Genomic DNA, 20020 nt, shown 5'->3' with positions numbered 1-20020 from the left:
GGTATTTTCCTTAATAAGCTATCGGCATTAAGTGTAGTGCGTTGCGGCGGGTTAATCGTCTGAAAGCGGGGCAAAAAAAAGCCCCGGTCGCAAAACCAGAGCTTGTCCGTCAGCGGGCTAATTTAGTTGATGACGATGGTGTTAATAATGTCTTCAGCCTGGGTCTGCGCTTTTTGCTGATTGTCAGCAGGCAGGGTGATTTGCAGGGTCAGCAGTTTGTCATCCACTTTGCCCAGCACCACGGAAGAGTACGCGGTCTGACCTTTTGCAGAGATGATGCTGTCGAGCTGCTGCAGGGTATGACCCTTCAGCTCGATGGATTTGTTGGTTACGACCTGCAGCTGCGGGTCACGGCCGCGCTGCTGCTCTTCCAGACGGGAAGCCAGCACGCCCAAGTCTTCACTGGTGTTGTCGCCCACAATCACGATCACGGCTTTCTGGCCTGTGGCGTCAGAATAAACGTGCATGTTATTGGCCTGAGTTCCCAATTTGCCGCTCTGATCGGTCATATCACCCGGCAGAGAGAAACTGAGTTTGCCGTCCAGTAATTTAACGGACTGGGCAGCCGCGTTGCTTTCGGCGGATGCTCCCTGGGCAGGGGCTTTGCTGTCACTGTTATCACAGGCCGCAAGACCCATTACCAGCAGGCCAATACCGGCGTATTTAACCAATTTGCGCATTGACATCTTCCTTTTGATATACGGCCATTAACGGCACATCCACGTATCTTATCACAACCCGTGAAATGCACGCTTACCCGTGCTGAAAAGCGGGGATTTCAGATTTATCTGCGAGCCTTTTCAACAGCATATTCAGCAATACGCCGTACATCGGCAGGAAGAATACGATACTGATGAGCAACTTGAAGCTGTAGTCGACCAGCGCGATTTCCTGCCAGTGGCTGGCCATAAACGGGTCCGTGCTGCGCCAGAAGGCAATGAAGAAGAAGGCGACGGTATCGCTGATATTGCCAAACAGCGTCGAGGCCGTCGGTGCAAGCCACCAGTGGCGGCTTTTACGCAGGCGGTTAAAGACGCCTACATCAAGGATCTGCCCCAGCGCATAGGCCATAAAGCTGGCGGCGGCGATGCGCGCCACGAACAGGTTGAAGCTGCCGAGGGCGGCGAAGCCCTGCCACTCGCCCATATAAAATAGCGAAGAGATGACATAGGAAATCAGCAAAGCCGGCACCATCACCGCAAAAATAATCCAGCGGGCCAGCGGCGCGCCAAAAATACGCACGGTTAAATCCGTGGCGAGGAAAATAAACGGAAAGCTGAAGGCGCCCCAGGTGGTGTGAAAACCAAAAACGGAGACCGGAAGCTGCACCAGATAGTTGCTGGACGTGATCACCAGCAGATGAAAAAGCGAAAGCCAGAACAACGCTTTTACGCGCTGGGCCTGAGAAAACATCGTCATATTGTGACCTTTTTAGTGGTTGGGGTGAGGGAACCCAATGAAAACCGCCGCATGATACTGCGTTCGTTGCGCTTTGCAACGGCTAATTTTCGCGCAATCGTTAACCTGCCTTGCGCCACAAAAAAGTGCGCGTAAACTAATGCGGTTTTTGACTGACTGAGTGAACCATGAGCGATCTTTTTTCTGCCGCTGACCACACCCTGGACGCACAAGGCCTGCGCTGCCCGGAGCCAGTAATGATGGTGCGTAAAACCGTGCGTACAATGCCCGTGGGCGAAACGCTGCTGATTATCGCCGACGATCCGGCAACCACCCGTGACATCCCCGGCTTCTGCCGCTTTATGGAACATGAGCTGATTGCTCAGCAAACCGAAAGTCTGCCTTATCAGTATTTGATTCGAAAAGGCCATTGATTCCTCAGGGCGGAAATTGTGATCCGCTCTGAAATATTGTTATCAAAACATTAAACCAACGTTTCACAATTGTAGCTTTTGTGAGGCGTCTCACCGTCGTTTTCCTGACACCAGGCTAGTTTTTAAACGCAAAATTAAAACAACGTTTTATTAAATACCCTGGAGACGACCGATGAAAATGACTGTAAGGCCATTTGTGGCCGCCCTTTGCCTGTCCACCGCCACCCTCATTTTTTCCCCTTTTCTTCTCGCACAAACCATCCGTGCCGCCGACGTTCACCCGGAAGGTTATCCGAACGTTGTCGCGGTGCAGCACATGGGGGAAAAGCTCAAACAGCAGACCAACGGCGAACTGGACATTAAAGTCTTCCCGGGCGGTGTGCTGGGCGATGAAAAGCAAATGATCGAGCAGGCGCAGATGGGGGCAATTGATATGATCCGCGTGTCGATGGCTCCCGTGGCGGCGATCCTGCCGGACGTTGAAGCCTTTACTCTGCCCTACGTTTTTCGCGATGAAGATCATATGCACAAGGTTATTGACGGAGATATCGGCAAACAGATTGGCGACAAGCTGACCAGCAACCCGAAATCGAAGCTGGTGTTCCTTGGCTGGATGGACTCCGGCACACGTAACCTCATTACCAAACAGCCGGTGGCGAAACCTGAAGATCTGAAAGGGATGAAAATTCGCGTGCAGGGGAGTCCGGTCGCCATTGATACCCTTAAAGACATGGGCGCAAACGCCGTGGCGATGGGCGTGAGCGAAGTATACAGCGGGATGCAGACCGGGGTGATTGACGGCGCAGAGAACAATCCGCCGACCTTCATCGCACACAACTACATGCCGGTTGCTAAAAACTACACTCTCAGCGGCCACTTCATCACCCCGGAAATGTTGCTCTATTCAAAAGTGAAGTGGGACAAGCTCAGCGCCGACCAGCAGCAAAAAATCCTTACCCTGGCCCGTGAGGCACAGATGGAGCAGCGTCAGCTGTGGAATGCCTACAACCAGCAGGCGCTGGAGAAAATGAAGGCCGGAGGCGTGCAGTTCAACGAAATTGACAAAGCATACTTCGTCCAGGCGACGGAGCCGGTACGTAAAGCCTATGGCGAAAAACATCAGGCTCTGATGAAAGCCATTGCCGACGTGCAGTAACCGTTCCGGAGCAGGAGGCGCTATGTCTGAGTCCTTTCCAAAATTGATGGACAAGCTGTATATGCTGGCGATGTGGGTAGCTGGTCTGTCGCTGCTGCTGATGACCATCGTTATCCCGATTGGGATTTTTTCCCGCTACGTGCTCAACCGGGGCGAGTCCTGGCCCGAGCCGGTGGCCATTCTGTGTATGGTGACCTTCACCTTTATCGGCGCTGCGGTGGGATACCGCGCGGGGTCGCACATTGCGGTCAACATGCTGACGGACCGTCTTCCCACAGGGCTGCAACGTACTGCTGCCCGGCTGGTCGATTTGATGATGCTCCTGATTACCGGGCTGATGCTCTGGTACAGCTACGGACTGTGCCTCGATCTTTGGGAGCAGCCGGTGGCCGAGTTTCCGCTGATGACCTCCGGGGAGACGTATCTGCCGTTGCCAATCGGCTCGACGGTGCTGATTTTATTCGTCATCGAACGTCTGCTGTTCGGCTCTCAGGAGAATCGTCCGGTGGTGCTAATCGGTAACCACGGTTAAGGGTTGTTCAATGGATGCATTTATTCTGCTTTTTACCCTCGCCATCCTGCTGGCAATTGGCATGCCGGTAGCTTTTGCCGTGGGGTTGAGCGCCGTAGCAGGCGCACTGTGGATAGATTTGCCGCTGGAAGCGCTAATGATCCAGATAACCAGCGGGGTGAATAAATTTACCCTGCTGGCGATCCCGTTCTTTATTCTCGCCGGAGCAATTATGGCGGAAGGCGGCATTGCCCGTCGTCTGGTCAATTTTGCCTATCTGTTCGTCGGCTTTATTCGCGGTGGGCTATCGCTGGTGAACATCGTGGCCTCTACGTTTTTCGGCGCAATTTCCGGCTCTTCCGTGGCGGACACGGCGTCGATCGGCAGCGTAATGATCCCGGAGATGGAAAAAAAGGGTTATCCACGTGAATACGCGGCGGCGGTGACCGCCAGCGGTTCGGTGCAGGCGATACTGATCCCGCCGAGCCATAACTCGGTCATATACTCCCTGGCGGCGGGCGGCACGGTATCTATCGCCACACTGTTTATTGCGGGGGTGCTGCCAGGGCTGCTGCTGGGTCTGAGCCTGATGGTGATGTGTCTCGGCTTTGCCCGTAAGCGTGGCTACCCTAAAGGCGAAGCGATCCCGTTTAAACAGGCAGTGAAGATTTTTGTCGATGCGCTGTGGGGGTTGATGACGGTGGTGATCATCCTGGGAGGCATTCTCTCAGGCATTTTTACCGCAACAGAATCAGCGGCAGTAGCCTGCCTTTGGGCCTTCTTCGTCACCATGTTCATCTATCGTGACTACCAGTGGAGCGAGCTGCCAAAGCTAATGTACCGCACGGTGAAAACGGTTAGCATCGTAATGATCCTGATTGGTTTTGCAGCGGCGTTTGGCGCGGTGATGACCTACATGCAGCTGCCTATGCGCATCACGGAATTTTTCACCTCGCTGTCCAGCAACAAATACGTCATTCTGATGTACCTGAATATCATGCTACTGCTGATTGGCACGCTGATGGATATGGCGCCAATCATCCTGATCCTGACGCCGGTGCTGCTGCCGGTAACCAACGCACTGGGGATCGATCCGGTCCATTTCGGGATGATCATGATGGTCAACCTGGGGATCGGCCTGATTACCCCGCCGGTGGGTTCGGTACTGTTCGTTGCCAGCGCGGTGAGCAAGCAGAAGATAGAAACGGTGGTGAAAGCCATGCTGCCGTTCTACGGAATATTGTTGATTGTACTGGCGATGGTGACCTACATTCCGGCCATTTCTCTCTGGCTACCGCATGCGTTAGGTATGTAGCCGTTAATTGCCCGGTAGCGCAGCGCTACCGGGCATTAGCATTATTTCTTATTCAACAGCCGCAAAGCATTCGCCGTCACCAGCACCGTCGCACCCGTATCTGCCAGCACCGCCAGCCACAGGCCGGTAATGCCAAGCAGCGTGGTGATAAGGAAAATCCCCTTCAGGCCCAGCGCCATCGTAATATTCTGGCGAATATTGGCACGCGTGGCGCGGGCCAGGCTAATCATTTGCGCCAGCCCGGTCAGGCGGTTGCCCGTCAGCGCCGCATCAGCAGTTTCCAGCGCTACGTCGGTGCCGCTGCCCATCGCGATGCCAATGGTCGAAGCTTTCATCGCAGGTGCATCGTTAATGCCATCGCCCACCATTGCCAGCGGCGCTTTAGCATTTAGCGCGGTGACTGCGGTAACTTTGTCTTCAGGCAGCAAACCGGCGCGGTAGTCCAGCCCTAATTCACTCGCGATAGCGGCGGCGGCTCGTGGGTTATCACCCGTCAGGATCACGCCCTGTACGCCCAGCTGATGCAGGGCATCGACGGCTTCGCGGGCGTCTTCCCGCAGCGTGTCTCGCAGGGCGAGAATGCCCAGCAGCTCATCGTTGCGAACGACTAACACGACGGTTTGTCCGGCGCTTTCAAGTTGCTCAATGTGTTCAGCAAACCCTGCCGCCTCAAACTTCCCGGCGGCGCAAATCAGCACACGCTGCCCGTCCACCAGCGCTTCAATGCCTGAACCAGCCAGTGCGCGCTGCGAGGTCGCCTGCGGCAGGAGAAGGTTACGGTTTTGCGCCTCCTTCACGATCGCCGTCGCCAGCGGGTGGCTTGAGCCCTGCTCCACCGCCGCGGCGAGCGCGAGCAAAGCGTTTTTCGTTTCACCATTCAGAGGCTGGATAGCGGTGACCCGCGGTTTACCGACGGTCAGCGTGCCGGTTTTATCGAACGCAACATGTTCAATGCTGCCGAGCTGCTCAAGCGCCGCGCCCCCTTTGATCAGCGCACCGCGACGGGCCGCTGCAGCCAGTCCCGACGTAATAGCCGCCGGAGTGGAAATCACCAGCGCACACGGGCAGCCAATCAGCAGCAGCGTCAGGCCTTTGTAGATCCAGGGCTGCCATTCCGCGCCCATCAGCAGCGGCGGCACAACGGCAATCAGCAGCGCCACCAGCATAATGGCGGGCGTGTAAATCCGGCTAAAGCGGTCGATAAAGCGTTCAATCGGCGCGCGGCGCTCTTCGGCATCTTCAATCAGGCGCAGAATACGGTCGATGGCGCTGTCGCCCGGTTCGGAGACCACCCGAAGCTGCACCAGACGGTCAACGCTGGTTGCGCCTGCTGGCACCGCTTCACCTTCGGCCCTTTCAACGGGCACGGATTCCCCGGTAAGCGCGCTTTCATCAAAGCTCGCGAAAGCTGAAATCAGCTGACAGTCAGCGGGCAGGCGGCCTCCGGCGGCAACTTCAATCACGTCGCCGGGACGCAAATCGCGCTGAGCAACGGTTTCACGCTGGCCATCGCGCAGGCGAATGGCGGTATCAGGTTTTAACGCCATCAGCGCACTCACGCCCTGGCGCGCGCGGCTCGCAGCCCAGCCTTCAAGGCGTTCGCCGATGATAAACAGCAGCAGCACCATCGCCGCTTCCGCCGTCGCGCCGATAATGAGCGCACCGATGGCCGCCACGCTCATTAGCGTTTCAATGGCAAACCAGCTGCCGCTTTTGATGAGTCTGAGCGCCTGGCGGGCAATCGGGAAGAGACCGACCAGCGTCGTGGCGATAAACGCGAAATTGCCAAGCGGGTGATTCACGTGCTCCAGCCCCCAGCTTGCGGCCATCAGGACAATCAGCAGGATCAACGGCAGGTTTTCACGCAGGCGGGACGGCTCTTCGGGTTCCGGGGCCTCTTCGCTGCGAAGCGCATAGCCCGCTTTAGTCACCGCCGCTTCCACTTGTGCAGAGATGTCGCTGTCTGCATCCACCAGCAGTTTTTCGGTTGTGAACAGCACCTGCACCTGTTGGACGCCGGCAATCTGACGCACGGCGTTTTCAACTTTTCGCGCGCAGGCGGCGCAGTCCATTCCGCTGACTTTCCAGCTAAAGCGGCTGGCGCTCAGTGATTCGGCAGGCTGTTCAGAGGATGCGCATGCGTCATCGCAGCCGCAGGGTGTCGCCTCGTCGTTGGCGGACGTCAGCTGGAACGAGGTGAAGCGTGGGGCTTTTTTGCTGCCGGCGTCTGGAGTCGACATGGCACTCTCCTGTTAATGATAATTTTCTCACTAACGCAGAGCATACACTTTGGAGTCGACTCCAGAGTCAAGACTCTTTTCTAAAGATACAGCGCGCGCACGATTAAAAAATGCCCGGCGAAGTAGCAGGCCGACGAGATGGCGTTATCGGCACGGAAGCGGCGGCGATAGTGGCTGACCAGCCAGACGATATTGCCAAGCAGCAGCAGCGCGGCACCGAGGAAGCCGGACAGCGCGGTACTCACCGGGCGGAAGAACCACAGCTCACCGGCGAGCCAGACCATGACCAGCGTCATCGCAATAAACGTGCACACCGGCAGGCGTAACTCTTCGAGGCGGGACCAGATGACGGCAATCAGCAGCGCGCCAATCACCAGCAGCACCAGCGGCAGCGGCCAGAAGAAAGACAGCGTCATCTGGCTGGCGAACCAAATCGTATACAGCAGGTGAGACAGGAAAAAGGCGCCAATCGCGTAGAGCAGGCGTTCACGCGACAGCAGCGTCAGCGCATCGCCAATCAGGGAGGCGCACAGCCCTGCCAGCACCAGATAGCTGATGGCGTTGAACATCGGTGCCTGCCAGGCAAGCAGCAGCAGCAGGATCAGCGTGACGGGCTTGAAAACCCAGCGTTGCCATGCCGGGCCGCGGTAGGACGCATCGACGTACAACCAACCGGACAGACAGACTGCAATGAACGACCAAAGCATAGTAAATCCTTGTATTGTCTGATAAGCACTCTTTGCTTCAGTGTAGTGGCGCAGGTGGGCAGATGGCAATGCCACGGCGGGCAGGGTATCCTGTTTTGCGCCAATTCTGAGGGGACAGTCCAGTGAGTAAAATGCCGCTTTTCTTCGTGGTGGTGGTGGCGATCATCATCATTGCCGCCTCGTTTCGCTTCGTCCAGCAGCGCCGCGAAAGGATGGATAATGACGCCGCGCCGTTACAGCAAAAACAGATGGTGGTGAGCAATAAACGTGAATACGTGCCCGGTTTCCGCCCTTCCCCTCAGCGCCAGACGGCACCAGCGGGCAGCGACGTACGCTTCGAAGTGAGCGTTAAGCCGCAGAATGGCGGCATGGAGGTGACTTATCGCGTGGATGAAAAACAGTATCATCAGTTGAGCGTGGGCGATAAAGGCACGCTGAGCTACAAGGGATCGCGGTTCGTCGAGTTTCGTGCCGAATAAGATTGCCGGGCGGCGCGTTCGTTTGCCCGGCCTACAGCTGCGTGACCCGAATTTGTAGGTCGGGTAAGCATCAGCGCCACCCGACAATCAGCACTCCGATACCACAATTTACTTCTTCTTCGGCGTGAGCTTCTTCTGCCAGGCTATCAGCTCAAACACCCCGAACAGGAAAACGCGGATCTGTTCGCTGCGCGTCATCTGTGGCCCATCTTTCGGCAGCGTCGCCTTCAGCAGGGTCATTTGCAGACCGTGCATCAGGATCATGAAAATCAGCGCCACGTTAACGAAGATATTCACCGGGTAGCGGAACGGGTGAATGACGTTCAGCACCAGAAAGGCCCAGACGCAGAGCATCAGCAGACGTCCAATATTAAGCAGCATCGTTATTTCCTTGTGCTTCACGGTGATAGAGGCGATAAGCAACCTGCCCGGCCACCTTTTCGCGGTGTAAATCCCAGTGCGCCGGCACCGGCGGCAGGCCGTTTTCCACTTCGCTTTCGACGTAGATTAGCGCATCGTCCGCCAGCCAACCGTTGTTTTCGAGCAGCGCGAGCGTCTCTTCCAGCAGGCCTTTGCGAAACGGCGGGTCAATAAAGACCACATCGTGCGGTGTGCCAGCCTGGGCGAGAAACGTCAGGCTATTGGTGTTCACCACCTGCGCGTTACGGGCGTTGAGCGTGGCGAGGTTTTTTTGCAGCTGTTGAGCGACGTGGCGCTCCATCTCCAGCAAGGTCGCGCTGCCAGCATAGCGCGACAGCGCCTCAAGCCCCAGCGCGCCGCTTCCGGCGAAACAGTCCAAGCATCTGGCATCCACCATGTGCGGCGCAAGCCAGTTAAACAACGTCTCGCGAACCCGATCGGTGGTCGGCCGCAGGCCCGGGCTGTCGGGCACCGGGAGCTTACGGCCCCGCCACTGCCCGCCTATAATGCGAATTTGACCGCTTCCGGCGTGGTTTGGTTTTTTCATTTCTTTGCTCTGCTCAATGCCGGATTACGCTTCCAGGCGGTGATGCGCGTTAAGTTAAGTGATAGACTATTTCATCATTTTTTTAGCTTCCATGTACATAGCGGCGACGCGGTGCCGGGAATCAACAGCGAAGAGTGTGGTCGCAGATGGCAAAGAACAAAAAGAAGGGCTTTTTTTCCTGGCTTGGCTTCGGTCAGAAAGAGCAGGAACAGCCGCAGCAGGACGTTGAACAGCAGTCAACCGACGTGGAGCAAACGGCCGTAGCGCCGGTTGTTGAAGAGGCCGTTGAGCACATTGCTGAGCCGGAAGCGGAAGCCACCGCACACAGTCACGAAGAGGTGAAAGCCTTTGCCGATGACGTGGTTGAGGTCACCGAAGAGGTGGTGGAAAGCGAAAAACCGCAGCCAGTAGAACCGGAACCCGCAACAGAGACCGTTTCTGAAGCCATCGCCGACGTTGCGCCTGAACCAGACGTTGTCGAAGAAATCCACATCGAAGCTGAGCCGGTTGCTGAAATCGAACATGAAACGCTGCCACTGGCGGAAGAGATTGCAGAAGAAGAGCCTGCGGCAGTCATCGAAGAAGAAGCGGCTGTCGTCCACGTCGAAGCCGCCCAGGAAGACGTTGTTGAAGATATCGCTGAAGACGAACTGACCGACGAAGAGCTCGAAGCCCAAGCGTTGGCCGCCGTCGATGAGCCGGAAGAAATTGCTGAAGAGCCTGAGCAGGATGCCGTCGTTCAGGAGCAGGAAAAGCCAACTAAAGAAGGTTTCTTCGCTCGCCTCAAACGCAGCCTGCTGAAAACTAAAGAGAATCTGGGTTCCGGATTTATCAGTCTGTTCCGTGGCAAAAAAATTGACGATGATCTGTTTGAAGAGCTGGAAGAGCAGCTGCTGATTGCCGACGTCGGTGTGGATACAACCCGCAAAATTATCGCGAGTCTGACCGAAGGCGCGAGCCGCAAACAGCTTCGCGATGCGGAAGCGCTGTACGGCCTGCTGAAGGACGAAATGGGCGATATTCTCGCTAAAGTCGACGAACCGCTTAATATTGAAGGCAAAACCCCGTTCGTTATCCTGATGGTTGGCGTCAATGGCGTCGGCAAAACCACCACCATCGGCAAGCTGGCGCGCCAGTTTGAGCAGCAGGGCAAATCCGTGATGCTGGCGGCAGGTGATACCTTCCGCGCCGCAGCGGTTGAACAGCTTCAGGTGTGGGGCCAGCGCAACGACATTCCGGTGATTGCCCAGCACACGGGCGCGGATTCCGCCTCGGTCATTTTCGATGCGATTCAGGCTGCGAAAGCGCGTAACGTCGACGTGTTGATTGCCGACACCGCAGGACGCTTGCAGAACAAATCGCACCTGATGGAAGAGCTGAAGAAAATTGTCCGCGTAATGAAAAAGCTCGACGAAGACGCCCCGCATGAAATTATGCTGACGATTGACGCCAGCACCGGACAGAACGCCATCAGCCAGGCGAAACTGTTCCACGAAGCCGTTGGGCTGACGGGCATTACATTGACTAAACTGGACGGGACCGCCAAGGGTGGCGTGATCTTCTCGGTGGCCGATCAGTTCGGCATTCCGATCCGCTACATTGGCGTCGGCGAACGTATCGAAGATTTGCGTCCGTTTAAATCGGACGATTTTATTGAGGCACTTTTTGCCCGAGAGGATTAACAATGATTCGCTTTGAACAAGTCAGCAAAGCCTATCTCGGTGGGAGACAAGCGCTGCAGGGGATTAACTTCCAGCTGCAGCCGGGCGAGATGGCCTTTCTGACCGGCCACTCCGGCGCGGGGAAAAGTACCCTGCTCAAGCTCATCTGCGGCATCGAACGCCCGAGTACCGGGAAAATCTGGTTCAGCGGGCACGAAATTAGCCGCCTGAAGAACCGCGAAGTGCCGTTCCTGCGTCGTCAGATCGGCATGATTTTCCAGGATCACCATCTTCTGATGGACAGAACCGTATTTGATAACGTGGCGATCCCGCTGATCATCGCAGGCGCCAGCTTCGATGACATTCGCCGTCGCGTGTCGGCGGCGCTGGATAAGGTCGGGCTGCTCGACAAAGCGAAAAACTTCCCGATTCAGCTCTCCGGCGGTGAACAGCAGCGCGTGGGCATTGCCCGTGCGGTGGTGAACAAACCGGCGGTGCTGCTGGCGGATGAACCGACCGGTAACCTCGACGAAGCGCTGTCGGAAGGTATTCTGCGCCTGTTCGAAGAGTTCAACCGCGTCGGCGTTACGGTGCTGATGGCTACCCACGACCTGGGTCTCATCTCCAGCCGTTCCTACCGGATGCTGACGCTGAGCGACGGTCACTTGCACGGAGGCTACGGTGGATAAACGCGAAGCAATGAACCACATTCGCCAGTTCGGCAACCGCTTTGACCGGCTGCGCAACTCGGCAACCGGCGGTGGAAACGGCGGCGGCAATGCGCCGAAGCGCCCGAAGGCCGCGCCCAAACCGAACTCCCGCAAAACCAACGTTTTTAACGAACAGGTGCGCTACGCCTTTCACGGCGCGCTACAGGATCTCAAAAGCAAACCGCTGGCGACCTTCCTGACGGTGATGGTCATTGCCATTTCCCTGACGCTGCCAAGCGTCTGCTACATGGTTTACAAGAACGTCAACACGGCGGCCTCACAGTATTATCCGTCGCCGCAAATCACCGTCTATCTGGAAAAAACGCTGGACGACGACGCCGCGGCAAAAGTCGTCGGGCAGCTTCAGGCGGAGCAGGGCGTGGAGAAGGTGAATTACCTTTCCCGCGATGAAGCGCTGGGCGAGTTCCGCAACTGGTCAGGCTTCGGCGGCGCGCTGGACATGCTGGAAGAGAATCCGCTGCCTGCGGTGGCTATCGTCATTCCGAAGCTCGATTTTCAGGGCACCGATTCGCTGAACACGCTGCGTGACCGCGTGGCGAAAATTCAGGGCATCGACGAAGTGCGCATGGACGACAGCTGGTTTGCCCGTCTTTCTTCGATTACCGGGTTAGTCGGACGCGTCTCGGCAATGATTGGCGTGCTGATGGTTGCGGCCGTATTCCTCGTCATCGGTAACAGCGTGCGTCTGAGCATTTTTGCCCGTCGCGATACCATCAACGTGCAGAAGCTTATCGGCGCAACGGACGGCTTCATTCTGCGTCCGTTCCTTTACGGCGGCGCGCTGCTCGGATTTTCTGGCGCATTTTTATCATTGATACTTTCTGAGATCCTCGTGCTGCGCCTGTCGTCGGCGGTCACGGAAGTCGCTAAAGTGTTCGGTACCCAGTTTGAGCTCACCGGCCTGGGCCTCGATGAGTGCCTGCTGATGCTGATTGTCTGCTCGATGATTGGCTGGGTGGCCGCCTGGCTTGCCACGGTTCAACATTTACGCCACTTTACGCCGGAATAAAAAAAGTCTGATATACTCTCTCCCTGCTGCAAGATTTCCAGTTCGCAGGGAGAGCTTCAGAAACCTTCTGCCTTCCCTGCCCTCAAGTCATATCATCGTGGTGTCACATTTTGTGCGTAATCTATTCACAGCGTTGCATGGAACTTGTGGATAACATCACTGTCTGATAAAAGAGTGAGTGCTAATCTCGTTGCTCAAAAATTTCTGGCATGCTTGTTGCCTCTGTGAGGGACACGGCAGCGGAAAAGAAAGAATTGAGAGGATTTGAATGACCAAAGACATGCAAACTTTAGCTTTAGCCCCTGTTGGCAACCTGGATTCCTACATCCGGGCGGCAAACGCATGGCCGATGTTATCGGCTGATGAAGAGCGGGCGCTGGCGGAGAAGCTGCATTACCAGGGCGATCTGGAAGCAGCGAAAACGCTGATCCTGTCTCACCTGCGCTTTGTTGTTCACGTTGCTCGTAACTACTCGGGCTACGGCCTGCCGCAGGCGGATTTGATTCAGGAAGGCAACATCGGCCTGATGAAAGCCGTGCGCCGCTTCAACCCGGAAGTGGGCGTGCGCCTTGTCTCCTTCGCCGTGCACTGGATCAAAGCTGAAATCCACGAATACGTGCTGCGCAACTGGCGTATCGTGAAGGTCGCGACCACCAAAGCACAGCGTAAGCTGTTCTTTAACCTGCGTAAAACCAAGCAGCGTCTGGGCTGGTTCAACCAGGACGAAGTCGAAATGGTGGCGCGTGAGCTGGGCGTTTCCAGCAAAGACGTGCGTGAGATGGAATCGCGAATGTCCGCTCAGGATATGGCGTTCGATATGTCTGCCGACGATGACTCGGAAAGCAATACCGTTGCTCCGGTGCTCTATCTTCAGGATAAGTCTTCTAACTTTGCTGACAGCATTGAAGACGACAACTGGGAAGATCAGGCCGCCAACAAGCTGACTCATGCGATGGAAGGCCTGGACGAGCGTAGCCAGGATATCATCCGCGCCCGCTGGCTGGACGAAGACAACAAGTCCACGCTGCAGGAACTCGCCGACCGTTATGGCGTTTCCGCCGAGCGCGTGCGTCAGCTCGAAAAGAACGCGATGAAAAAACTGCGTATGGCGATCGAAGCGTAAGCTTCTCCTCGCGCAGGCATAAAAAAGGCAGCCCGATGGCTGCCTTTTTCGTTTCTGTGACTGGCTATCGCCGCACCGGCGCAAAAATGGTCGTCACACCCGCCATCACCAGCAAGACGCCTGCCAGCCCCGTCCAGGAAAACGCTTCATTCTGCAACAGCAGCGCCGCGACCCAGACGGTGATGTAGCTCAGGCTCAGCAGCGCATAGGCTTTTGCCAGTGGAATACGCTTGAGAGCACAAAACCAGCACGCCATGGAAGCGACATAGCCGCATAGCCCAAGGAACAGCAAACCGGTGCCCGGCTTGAACTGAATAAGATGCCAGAATAGCGCCGTAACATCCGCCACCGGCGGCAGCGACAGCATAGCAGCCCGCAGCAGCAGCTGCGCACCGCTGACCAGCACCACGCTGACCAGCGCCCAGAGAATCCCCATCAGCGGCTCCCTCCGAGTACGATGATGCCAAGAACGATCAGGCTCACGCCCAACCAGTGGCGGCCGGAGACCGACTCTTTCCAGACAAACTTAGCCGCCAGCGTCACCCAGACAAAGTTCAGGCTGAGCATCGGGTAAGCGATGCCCACGGGCAGACGTTGCAGCACCACCAGCCACAAGGCCATGCCGCAGCCGAGCGCGAGCAACGCAAGCCCCAGCCACAGGCCGATATGCAACCCTCGCCGCCCGAATTTTGCCGGGCGGGTGGCCTGCTTCTGGCACAGCTGCCCGGCGCAGCTCAGCAGGCTGGCCAGCAGCAGCGAGAGCGCGGTGATCATTCCGGCAGGTACTGAACGAAGACCATACGGCTCATCTCATAGACGTTATCGGGTTTCGGCAAACCAAGTTCCTCGAGCTTTTGGCCTTTATTTAACTGTAGCACCAGCGATACCGGGCCTTCTGCGCGGTGCGCCGCAAGCCAGCCATCAAACTGGTCACTGCCAACGAAGCTCCTCTTCGCGTCGGGGTACGCCAGGCCATACTTCAGCTCGCCCTGCTGGCCGAACATGATAATGTCGCTACGCCTGAGCTCCCACGCCAGTCCCGCGGCTACGCCCACGCTGTTGGTGAGCACATAGCGGCTCGGCGTAAGCTGTTCGCTGACGATATCGGTGATGAACTGCGGCTGTTTGCTGTCGATGACTTTGTCCGGGATAGCAAACCCCACCAACAGCGCCAGCCCGAGCGGGCAGCAGGCTGCCAGCGCCCAACGCTTCACTCCATCGCGAATCGACAGCCAGCCCCCCAGCGCCCAGGCGGCAAACGCCACCGCCGCCAGCAGACACTTATACAGCTCAATGTTGTTCCAAACGGGCTTCTGCATCGGGCCCCACGGCGAAACCACCAGCACCGCCACCAGCCCAATCAGACCGAAGGCGATGTTGATAAACCCGTTGACGCGCAGCGCCTTCGCGCCCTTGTCTGCGGCCTCAATGGCATAGCGCGCCATCAGGATCGCCAGCGGCGCAAAGCACGGCAGAATATAGGTCGGCAGCTTGCCTTTGGCGATACTGAAGAACAGGAACGGCATCACCACCCAGCCCAGCAGGTAAAACGCGCCGCGCTGCTCATCGCGCGCTTTCCAGCCCGATGCGAGCGCCCCCGGCAGCAGCCCCAGCCACGGCAGGCTACCGGCAATCAGGAACGGAATGTAGTACCAGAATGGCGCCTTGTGCTGTGCATCGCTCTGCGCGAAGCGCTGGACGTGTTCGACCCAGAAGAAATAACGCCAGAAATCGGGTTCACGATGAGCTATCGCAAGCCCCCACGGCAGCACCGTGAGTACGCACATCAGCACCGCAACCCAGCCCCACGGCAGCACTTCCTTCCAGCGCTTCTGCACGATAACCCAGGGCAGCACGCCAATAACAGGCACCGCCAGCGCAAGAAAACCTTTGGTCATCACGCCCATGCCGCAGGCAATACCTAACAGCACATAGCCGCCGAGTTTACCGCTGCTGGTTTTCGCCTGCGTCGCCCCCCAGAAGCTGCACATCGCCAGCATCAGCCACAGAGCAATCATCGGATCGAGCACCGCGTAGGTGCCAATGCCATAAACCAGGAAGGCGGTCAGGAAAATAACCGCCGAAAGAATGGCCGTGCGTTTATCCTGCCACAGCTTCCACGCGAGCCAGGCCACCAGCAGCGCGGTACAGGCGGTGGAAAAGACCACTCCAAACCGCACCGAAAAATTGGTATGACCAAAGAGCCATTGTCCGATGCTGTTAAACCAGTATCCGGCAATCGGTTTTTCAAAATAACGCAGGCCGAGGAAATGCGGCACAATCCAGTCGCCAGAGGCCAGCATTTCACGGCTGATCTCCGCATAGCGGGTCTCATCCGGCTGCCATAACAAGCGGAAATTCAAAGGTAAAACATAATAGAGCGCGAACAAAAACAGCAGCGATGCGCTTAAACGTAGGGATTTCATCAGTGTTTAACCCAGTAATTGCTCTTGTCCTAACCAGCCTTCCCGGCCCGCCAGTTCGCCGCGCACCACGTTTCCTTTCGGCAGCGTTCTGAAGTCCTCCGGCAGCAGCTGACTCAGAGGGCAAAAGGTGATGCCCTCCTCTGCCGCCTGCCACAGCAGGTTGTCAAACTGCTCTGCACCCACAATTCCTTCCACTTCAGCGTGGATGGTGTACACCGGCACGCCTCTGTCTTTGTGGATACGCTCAATCAGCCAATCGTTAAAACCTTCAGCGCTGACGTTGCTGCCCACAGCTTCATCCCAGGTCGGTAAAGTAACCGGAATTTGTACCGTACCCGTAATGTCCTCGCCCAGCACCGGCAGGAACGGGCGCGTGCCGCGACAGTCGCTGTTGTAGAGAAACTCAAAGCGCTCTTTCGCCCGCACGACTCGCCCGTCTGCCCGCCAGCCAGCAACGGCAGAACAGGTGACGGGGGAGCCGATGAGGGCTTCCAGCGCCTGCAACCCCCGGGCTATTTCCGCTTCAAGGTTCGCCTGATCCCAGACGCCGCTCCACATCTGCCAGCGATGATGATCCCAGGCGTGCAGCCCGACCTCGTGCACTTTCGCCGTAGCGCGGATAATCTCTGCGTTGGCTTCACCGATCCTTTTTCCCGGCCAGGCGGTGCCCGCCAGCAAAATATCCCAGCCATACAGCGATGCCGCGCGTGAGCGCAGCATCTTCCACAGAAATTTCGGCTTCAGCAGACGCCACAGGTGGCGCCCCATGTTGTCCGGTCCGACGCTGAAAAAAAAGCTGGCCTGAATATCGTGCTTCTGGAGGATCTCCAGCAGGCGCGGCACGCCTTCGCGGGTGCCGCGAAAGGTGTCCACATCCACGCGTAAGCCAACTTTTCTCATCATTTTTTGCTTTCCGTTAACTCAACCGTGCGCAGGAAGAAGTCCAGGGTTTCCTCGACGGTCTGCTGCATCTCTACCGTCGGCTGCCAGTCGAGGCAACGTTTAGCATTCCGGATGCTCGGCTTGCGGTGCTCAACGTCCTGATAGCCTTTACCGTAGTAATCGCTGCTCTCTACGTCGCGGAAACCGGCAAACGGCGGGAACTGGTTACGCAGTGGATGGCGTTCGAAACAGTCGAGCAGCATTTCGGCAAGCTCCTTGATGCTCGCTTCGTTGTCCGGGTTACCGATGTTAACGATCTGCCCGTCGCAGCGGCCTTCTTTATTCTCGATGATGCGGAACAGCGCTTCGATACCGTCGCTGATGTCAGTGAAGCAGCGCTTCTGCTTGCCGCCTTCAATCAGTTTAATCGGTGATCCTTCCACCAGGTTCAGAATCAGCTGCGTAATCGCACGAGAGCTGCCGATACGCGCAGAATTGAGGCTGTCCAGGCGCGGTCCCATCCAGTTAAACGGACGGAACAGGGTGAATTTGAGACCCGCTTTATCGCCGTAGGCCCAGATGACGCGGTCAAGAAGCTGTTTGGAAACGGAATAAATCCAGCGTTGTTTGTTGATTGGCCCGACAACCAGGTTCGAATTGTCTTCATCGAAGTTCTTGTCGGTACACATGCCGTACACTTCGGATGTCGACGGGAAGATGATGCGCTTGTTGTACTTCACGCAGTCGCGGATGATCTTCAGGTTCTCTTCGAAATCGAGCTCGAACACGCGCAGCGGGTTGCGGGTGTATTCGATTGGGGTCGCAATCGCCACCAGCGGCAGCACCACATCGCACTTCTTGATGTGATATTCGATCCACTCGGAGTGAATGCTGATGTCGCCTTCAACAAAGTGGAAGCGCGGATTGTCGAGGAAGCGGCTGATGGCATCAGAGCCAATATCCAGACCATAAATTTCGTAGTTGTCGTCCTTAAGCAGGCGGTCGGTCAGGTGGTTACCGATAAAACCGTTCACGCCGAGGATCAGCACGCGGGTGCGACGCTTCACCGCCACGAAAGGATAGCTCGACAGCAACGCGCCAGTGACCAGGCCCAGCGCCTGTGCCAGCTGAGTGCCCTGCATGTAAACGCCTTTGTCGCTCTGGCCGGTGACGATTTCCAGCGCGCCGCTGCCGCAGGCTACGATAAGCGGAGAGGCAGAGATCACCGTGCCCGGCTTCGCCGCCGCCACGTCGTGACGCACGCGGGATTTCCAGACGATAAATTTATTGGTGCCGACAAAGCTAAACGCGCCTGGCCACGGATCGGACACCGCGCGCACCAGGTTGTGCAGGGTTTCAGCAGGCTGCTCCCAGATAAGACGACCATCTTCCGGCGTGCGACGGCCTACAACGCTCGCCTGGCTTTCGTCCTGCACGGTTTCCGTGGTTTTGCCTGTGGCAATCAGCGGCAGCGCGTCGCGCAGCAGAGATTGTGCAGAAGAACAGAGTTTACGGTGCAGCGTCAGCGCGACGTCGTTTTCGTCAATGGCGACCGTTGCCTGCGCCACAATGTTGCCGGCATCGGCGCGATTGATCATGCGGTGCAGCGTAACGCCGGTTTCTTTTTCACCGTTCACCAGCACCCAGTTCAGCGGCGCGCGGCCACGGTATTTCGGCAGCAGAGAACCGTGCAGGTTATAAGCGCCATGACGAGCGGCGTTCAGGATCTCTTCGCCCAGCAGGTTGCGATAGTAGAAGGAGAAAATCACGTCCGGATTCATGTCACGAATGCGATCGACCCACAGCGGGTGGTTCACGTCTTCCGGCGCGTAGACGGTAATGCCCTGTTCAGCGGCCAGGCGTGCTACCGACCCAAAGAAGTGGTTTTCACCGGCGTTATCCGGATGGGTGAAGATGGCCGAAATCTCATATCCGGCGTCCAGCAAGGCCTGAATCCCTGTGCAACCCATATCGTGATAGGCAAATACGACAGCTTTCATGAACGATCTTCCTCTTCAGTCGTCAGGCCTTCCTGACGGACAACACGTTGAATAAAGTAGCGGGGGCGGGCGCGAACATCGTTATAGATGCGCCCGATATACTCTCCAAGAAGCCCCATACCGACGAACTGCGCGCCGATAAACATAAACAGCACCGCAAACAGCAGGAACAGACCATCACCGGCCCAGTCCGCGCCGAACGCCAGGCGCAAAATCACCAGCAGAATGGCGAAGGCAAAACCGGCCAGCGCCACCACGCTTCCCACAACGCTTAACAGGCGCAGCGGCGTAGTCGTCAGGCAGGTCACCAGGTCGTACATCAGGTTGATGAGGCGCATGAAGCTGTATTTGGAGTCGCCAAACTCACGCTCAGCATGCAGCACAGGGATTTCCACCGCCCGGCGCGCAAAGGTATTGGCAAGAATCGGAATAAAGGTGCTGCGCTCGTGGCAGTTCAGCATCGCGTCAACAATGTGGCGACGGTAGGCGCGCAGCATGCAGCCGTAGTCGCCCATCGCTTTGCCGGTGGTGCGCTGAATCAGGCGGTTAATCATCTTCGACGCCGATTTACGGAAGACGCTGTCCTGGCGGTTCTGGCGCACGGTGCCCACAACGTCGTAGCCTTCATCAGCCTTATCGACCAGGCGTGAGATCTCTTCCGGCGGATTTTGCAGGTCAGCGTCCAGGGTGATGATCAGGTCGCCGGTCACGTGGCTGAATCCAGCCATAATCGCTGAGTGCTGGCCGTAGTTGCGGTTCAGCAGCACCGCCACAATGTGGCTGCCCGGCGCTTCGGCAGCCAGCACCAGCATACGGGCGGAATCATCGCTGCTGCCGTCATCGACCAGCAGAATTTCGTAATCACGATTGAGCGTGGCGCAGGCCGCATCGGTGCGACGGATCAGCTCCGGCAGGCTCTCCTGTTCGTTATAAACAGGGATCACCACCGACACTTTTTTCACTTTCGGGGCTTCAAACATA

21 protein-coding genes are annotated in these 20020 nt (G+C 57.1%); 9 read left to right on the top strand and 12 right to left on the bottom strand.

Going from position 1 to position 20020, the window contains the following annotated elements:
• Nucleotides 1–122 precede the first annotated feature (122 nt).
• The gene (locus AB1287_RS16010; protein WP_312626908.1) at nucleotides 123–680 is read right to left on the bottom strand and encodes a DcrB family lipoprotein; all 558 of its coding nucleotides are present in this window, start codon (nucleotides 678–680) and stop codon (nucleotides 123–125) included.
• Between the two features lie 73 nt (nucleotides 681–753).
• The gene (locus tag AB1287_RS16005) at nucleotides 754–1419 is read right to left on the bottom strand and encodes a 7-cyano-7-deazaguanine/7-aminomethyl-7-deazaguanine transporter (RefSeq protein ID WP_435618409.1); all 666 of its coding nucleotides are present in this window, start codon (nucleotides 1417–1419) and stop codon (nucleotides 754–756) included.
• A gap of 167 nt (nucleotides 1420–1586) precedes the next feature.
• Here AB1287_RS16005 and tusA point away from each other — a divergent pair, with 167 nt between their 5' ends.
• The 4 genes from tusA to AB1287_RS15985 all read left to right on the top strand — a co-directional run bounded on the left by tusA (nucleotide 1587) and on the right by AB1287_RS15985 (nucleotide 4814).
• A complete protein-coding gene (gene tusA / locus AB1287_RS16000) occupies nucleotides 1587–1832 on the top strand; it encodes a sulfurtransferase TusA (RefSeq protein ID WP_097163379.1) in 246 nt (81 codons plus the stop codon).
• Nucleotides 1833–2004: 172 nt separating this feature from the next.
• A complete protein-coding gene (locus AB1287_RS15995; protein ID WP_435618408.1) occupies nucleotides 2005–2988 on the top strand; it encodes a TRAP transporter substrate-binding protein in 984 nt (327 codons plus the stop codon).
• A 22-nt stretch (nucleotides 2989–3010) separates the two neighbouring features.
• Complete coding sequence (locus AB1287_RS15990) at nucleotides 3011–3520, top strand: TRAP transporter small permease (protein WP_435618407.1); 510 nt, start codon at nucleotides 3011–3013, stop codon at nucleotides 3518–3520.
• Between the two features lie 10 nt (nucleotides 3521–3530).
• Nucleotides 3531–4814: a TRAP transporter large permease gene (locus AB1287_RS15985; RefSeq protein WP_435618406.1), complete on the top strand. Its 1284-nt coding sequence runs from the start codon at nucleotides 3531–3533 to the stop codon at nucleotides 4812–4814.
• 41 nt (nucleotides 4815–4855) lie between these two features.
• On the opposite strand, the gene zntA is transcribed toward AB1287_RS15985, so the two are convergent.
• Nucleotides 4856–7054 carry a Zn(II)/Cd(II)/Pb(II) translocating P-type ATPase ZntA gene (gene zntA / locus AB1287_RS15980; RefSeq protein WP_435618405.1) on the bottom strand — a complete coding sequence of 733 codons (2199 nt, stop codon included), beginning with the start codon at nucleotides 7052–7054 and terminating at the stop codon, nucleotides 4856–4858.
• Nucleotides 7055–7134: 80 nt separating this feature from the next.
• On the bottom strand, nucleotides 7135–7761 hold the full coding sequence (locus AB1287_RS15975) for a lysoplasmalogenase (RefSeq protein ID WP_312626899.1): 627 nt from the start codon (nucleotides 7759–7761) through the stop codon (nucleotides 7135–7137).
• 122 nt (nucleotides 7762–7883) lie between these two features.
• Here AB1287_RS15975 and AB1287_RS15970 point away from each other — a divergent pair, with 122 nt between their 5' ends.
• Nucleotides 7884–8240 (top strand): DUF2500 domain-containing protein, encoded by a 357-nt coding sequence (locus tag AB1287_RS15970; RefSeq protein ID WP_435618404.1) that lies wholly within the window; start codon nucleotides 7884–7886, stop codon nucleotides 8238–8240.
• Nucleotides 8241–8348: 108 nt separating this feature from the next.
• On the opposite strand, the gene AB1287_RS15965 is transcribed toward AB1287_RS15970, so the two are convergent.
• Nucleotides 8349–8621 (bottom strand): DUF1145 family protein, encoded by a 273-nt coding sequence (locus AB1287_RS15965; RefSeq protein WP_312626897.1) that lies wholly within the window; start codon nucleotides 8619–8621, stop codon nucleotides 8349–8351.
• Nucleotides 8611–9207: a 16S rRNA (guanine(966)-N(2))-methyltransferase gene (gene rsmD / locus AB1287_RS15960; RefSeq protein ID WP_312626896.1), complete on the bottom strand. Its 597-nt coding sequence runs from the start codon at nucleotides 9205–9207 to the stop codon at nucleotides 8611–8613. Before rsmD ends, AB1287_RS15965 begins: the two co-directional genes overlap by 11 nt.
• 146 nt (nucleotides 9208–9353) lie before the next feature.
• Here rsmD and ftsY point away from each other — a divergent pair, with 146 nt between their 5' ends.
• From ftsY to rpoH, 4 genes are all read left to right on the top strand, one after another.
• A complete protein-coding gene (ftsY, locus tag AB1287_RS15955) occupies nucleotides 9354–10889 on the top strand; it encodes a signal recognition particle-docking protein FtsY (RefSeq protein ID WP_312626894.1) in 1536 nt (511 codons plus the stop codon).
• Nucleotides 10890–10891: 2 nt separating this feature from the next.
• A complete protein-coding gene (gene ftsE / locus AB1287_RS15950; RefSeq protein WP_312626892.1) occupies nucleotides 10892–11557 on the top strand; it encodes a cell division ATP-binding protein FtsE in 666 nt (221 codons plus the stop codon).
• Nucleotides 11550–12608, top strand: a complete 1059-nt coding sequence (gene ftsX, locus AB1287_RS15945) for a permease-like cell division protein FtsX (protein WP_435618403.1) — start codon at nucleotides 11550–11552, stop codon at nucleotides 12606–12608. Before ftsE ends, ftsX begins: the two co-directional genes overlap by 8 nt.
• 268 nt (nucleotides 12609–12876) lie before the next feature.
• Nucleotides 12877–13731, top strand: coding sequence for an RNA polymerase sigma factor RpoH (rpoH, locus tag AB1287_RS15940; protein ID WP_312626890.1), 855 nt, complete (start codon nucleotides 12877–12879; stop codon nucleotides 13729–13731).
• A gap of 64 nt (nucleotides 13732–13795) precedes the next feature.
• Here the strand turns inward: rpoH and arnF are convergent, their stop codons facing one another.
• From arnF to arnC, 6 genes are read right to left on the bottom strand one after another with little or no spacing between them, the layout of a single operon-like run.
• Nucleotides 13796–14167, bottom strand: coding sequence for a 4-amino-4-deoxy-L-arabinose-phosphoundecaprenol flippase subunit ArnF (gene arnF, locus AB1287_RS15935; protein ID WP_435618402.1), 372 nt, complete (start codon nucleotides 14165–14167; stop codon nucleotides 13796–13798).
• On the bottom strand, nucleotides 14167–14505 hold the full coding sequence (gene arnE, locus AB1287_RS15930) for a 4-amino-4-deoxy-L-arabinose-phosphoundecaprenol flippase subunit ArnE (protein WP_435618401.1): 339 nt from the start codon (nucleotides 14503–14505) through the stop codon (nucleotides 14167–14169). The genes arnF and arnE overlap by 1 nt, the downstream gene beginning before the upstream one ends.
• Nucleotides 14502–16157 (bottom strand): lipid IV(A) 4-amino-4-deoxy-L-arabinosyltransferase, encoded by a 1656-nt coding sequence (arnT, locus tag AB1287_RS15925; protein WP_435618400.1) that lies wholly within the window; start codon nucleotides 16155–16157, stop codon nucleotides 14502–14504. Before arnT ends, arnE begins: the two co-directional genes overlap by 4 nt.
• A 6-nt stretch (nucleotides 16158–16163) precedes the next feature.
• Entirely contained in the window at nucleotides 16164–17057 is an 894-nt protein-coding gene (arnD, locus tag AB1287_RS15920) for a 4-deoxy-4-formamido-L-arabinose-phosphoundecaprenol deformylase (protein WP_435618474.1), read from the bottom strand.
• Nucleotides 17057–19039: a bifunctional UDP-4-amino-4-deoxy-L-arabinose formyltransferase/UDP-glucuronic acid oxidase ArnA gene (arnA, locus tag AB1287_RS15915; protein ID WP_435618399.1), complete on the bottom strand. Its 1983-nt coding sequence runs from the start codon at nucleotides 19037–19039 to the stop codon at nucleotides 17057–17059. Before arnA ends, arnD begins: the two co-directional genes overlap by 1 nt.
• Nucleotides 19036–20019, bottom strand: a complete 984-nt coding sequence (gene arnC / locus AB1287_RS15910) for an undecaprenyl-phosphate 4-deoxy-4-formamido-L-arabinose transferase (protein ID WP_435618473.1) — start codon at nucleotides 20017–20019, stop codon at nucleotides 19036–19038. The genes arnA and arnC overlap by 4 nt, the downstream gene beginning before the upstream one ends.
• Between the last annotated feature and the right edge of the window lies 1 nt (nucleotide 20020).

Origin of the sequence: Scandinavium sp. UTDF21-P1B (genome assembly GCF_040750395.1) — a bacterium.
In the GTDB taxonomy this organism is placed as follows: Bacteria; Pseudomonadota; Gammaproteobacteria; order Enterobacterales; family Enterobacteriaceae; genus Scandinavium.
This window is presented reverse-complemented; position numbering and strand designations above follow the sequence as displayed.

Bases quoted from the DNA above. Each gene is read 5' to 3' on its own strand.
- AB1287_RS16010 (WP_312626908.1), bottom strand. From the start codon at position 680: ATGCGCAAATTGGTTAAATACGCCGGTATTGGCCTGCTGGTAATGGGT.
- AB1287_RS16005 (WP_435618409.1), bottom strand. From the start codon at position 1,419: ATGACGATGTTTTCTCAGGCCCAGCGCGTAAAAGCGTTGTTCTGGCTT.
- tusA (WP_097163379.1), top strand. From the start codon at position 1,587: ATGAGCGATCTTTTTTCTGCCGCTGACCACACCCTGGACGCACAAGGC.
- AB1287_RS15995 (WP_435618408.1), top strand. From the start codon at position 2,005: ATGAAAATGACTGTAAGGCCATTTGTGGCCGCCCTTTGCCTGTCCACC.
- AB1287_RS15990 (WP_435618407.1), top strand. From the start codon at position 3,011: ATGTCTGAGTCCTTTCCAAAATTGATGGACAAGCTGTATATGCTGGCG.
- AB1287_RS15985 (WP_435618406.1), top strand. From the start codon at position 3,531: ATGGATGCATTTATTCTGCTTTTTACCCTCGCCATCCTGCTGGCAATT.
- zntA (WP_435618405.1), bottom strand. From the start codon at position 7,054: ATGTCGACTCCAGACGCCGGCAGCAAAAAAGCCCCACGCTTCACCTCG.
- AB1287_RS15975 (WP_312626899.1), bottom strand. From the start codon at position 7,761: ATGCTTTGGTCGTTCATTGCAGTCTGTCTGTCCGGTTGGTTGTACGTC.
- AB1287_RS15965 (WP_312626897.1), bottom strand. From the start codon at position 8,621: ATGCTGCTTAATATTGGACGTCTGCTGATGCTCTGCGTCTGGGCCTTT.
- rsmD (WP_312626896.1), bottom strand. From the start codon at position 9,207: ATGAAAAAACCAAACCACGCCGGAAGCGGTCAAATTCGCATTATAGGC.
- ftsY (WP_312626894.1), top strand. From the start codon at position 9,354: ATGGCAAAGAACAAAAAGAAGGGCTTTTTTTCCTGGCTTGGCTTCGGT.
- ftsE (WP_312626892.1), top strand. From the start codon at position 10,892: ATGATTCGCTTTGAACAAGTCAGCAAAGCCTATCTCGGTGGGAGACAA.
- rpoH (WP_312626890.1), top strand. From the start codon at position 12,877: ATGACCAAAGACATGCAAACTTTAGCTTTAGCCCCTGTTGGCAACCTG.
- arnF (WP_435618402.1), bottom strand. From the start codon at position 14,167: ATGGGGATTCTCTGGGCGCTGGTCAGCGTGGTGCTGGTCAGCGGTGCG.
- arnE (WP_435618401.1), bottom strand. From the start codon at position 14,505: ATGATCACCGCGCTCTCGCTGCTGCTGGCCAGCCTGCTGAGCTGCGCC.
- arnT (WP_435618400.1), bottom strand. From the start codon at position 16,157: ATGAAATCCCTACGTTTAAGCGCATCGCTGCTGTTTTTGTTCGCGCTC.
- arnD (WP_435618474.1), bottom strand. From the start codon at position 17,057: ATGAGAAAAGTTGGCTTACGCGTGGATGTGGACACCTTTCGCGGCACC.
- arnA (WP_435618399.1), bottom strand. From the start codon at position 19,039: ATGAAAGCTGTCGTATTTGCCTATCACGATATGGGTTGCACAGGGATT.
- arnC (WP_435618473.1), bottom strand. From the start codon at position 20,019: ATGTTTGAAGCCCCGAAAGTGAAAAAAGTGTCGGTGGTGATCCCTGTT.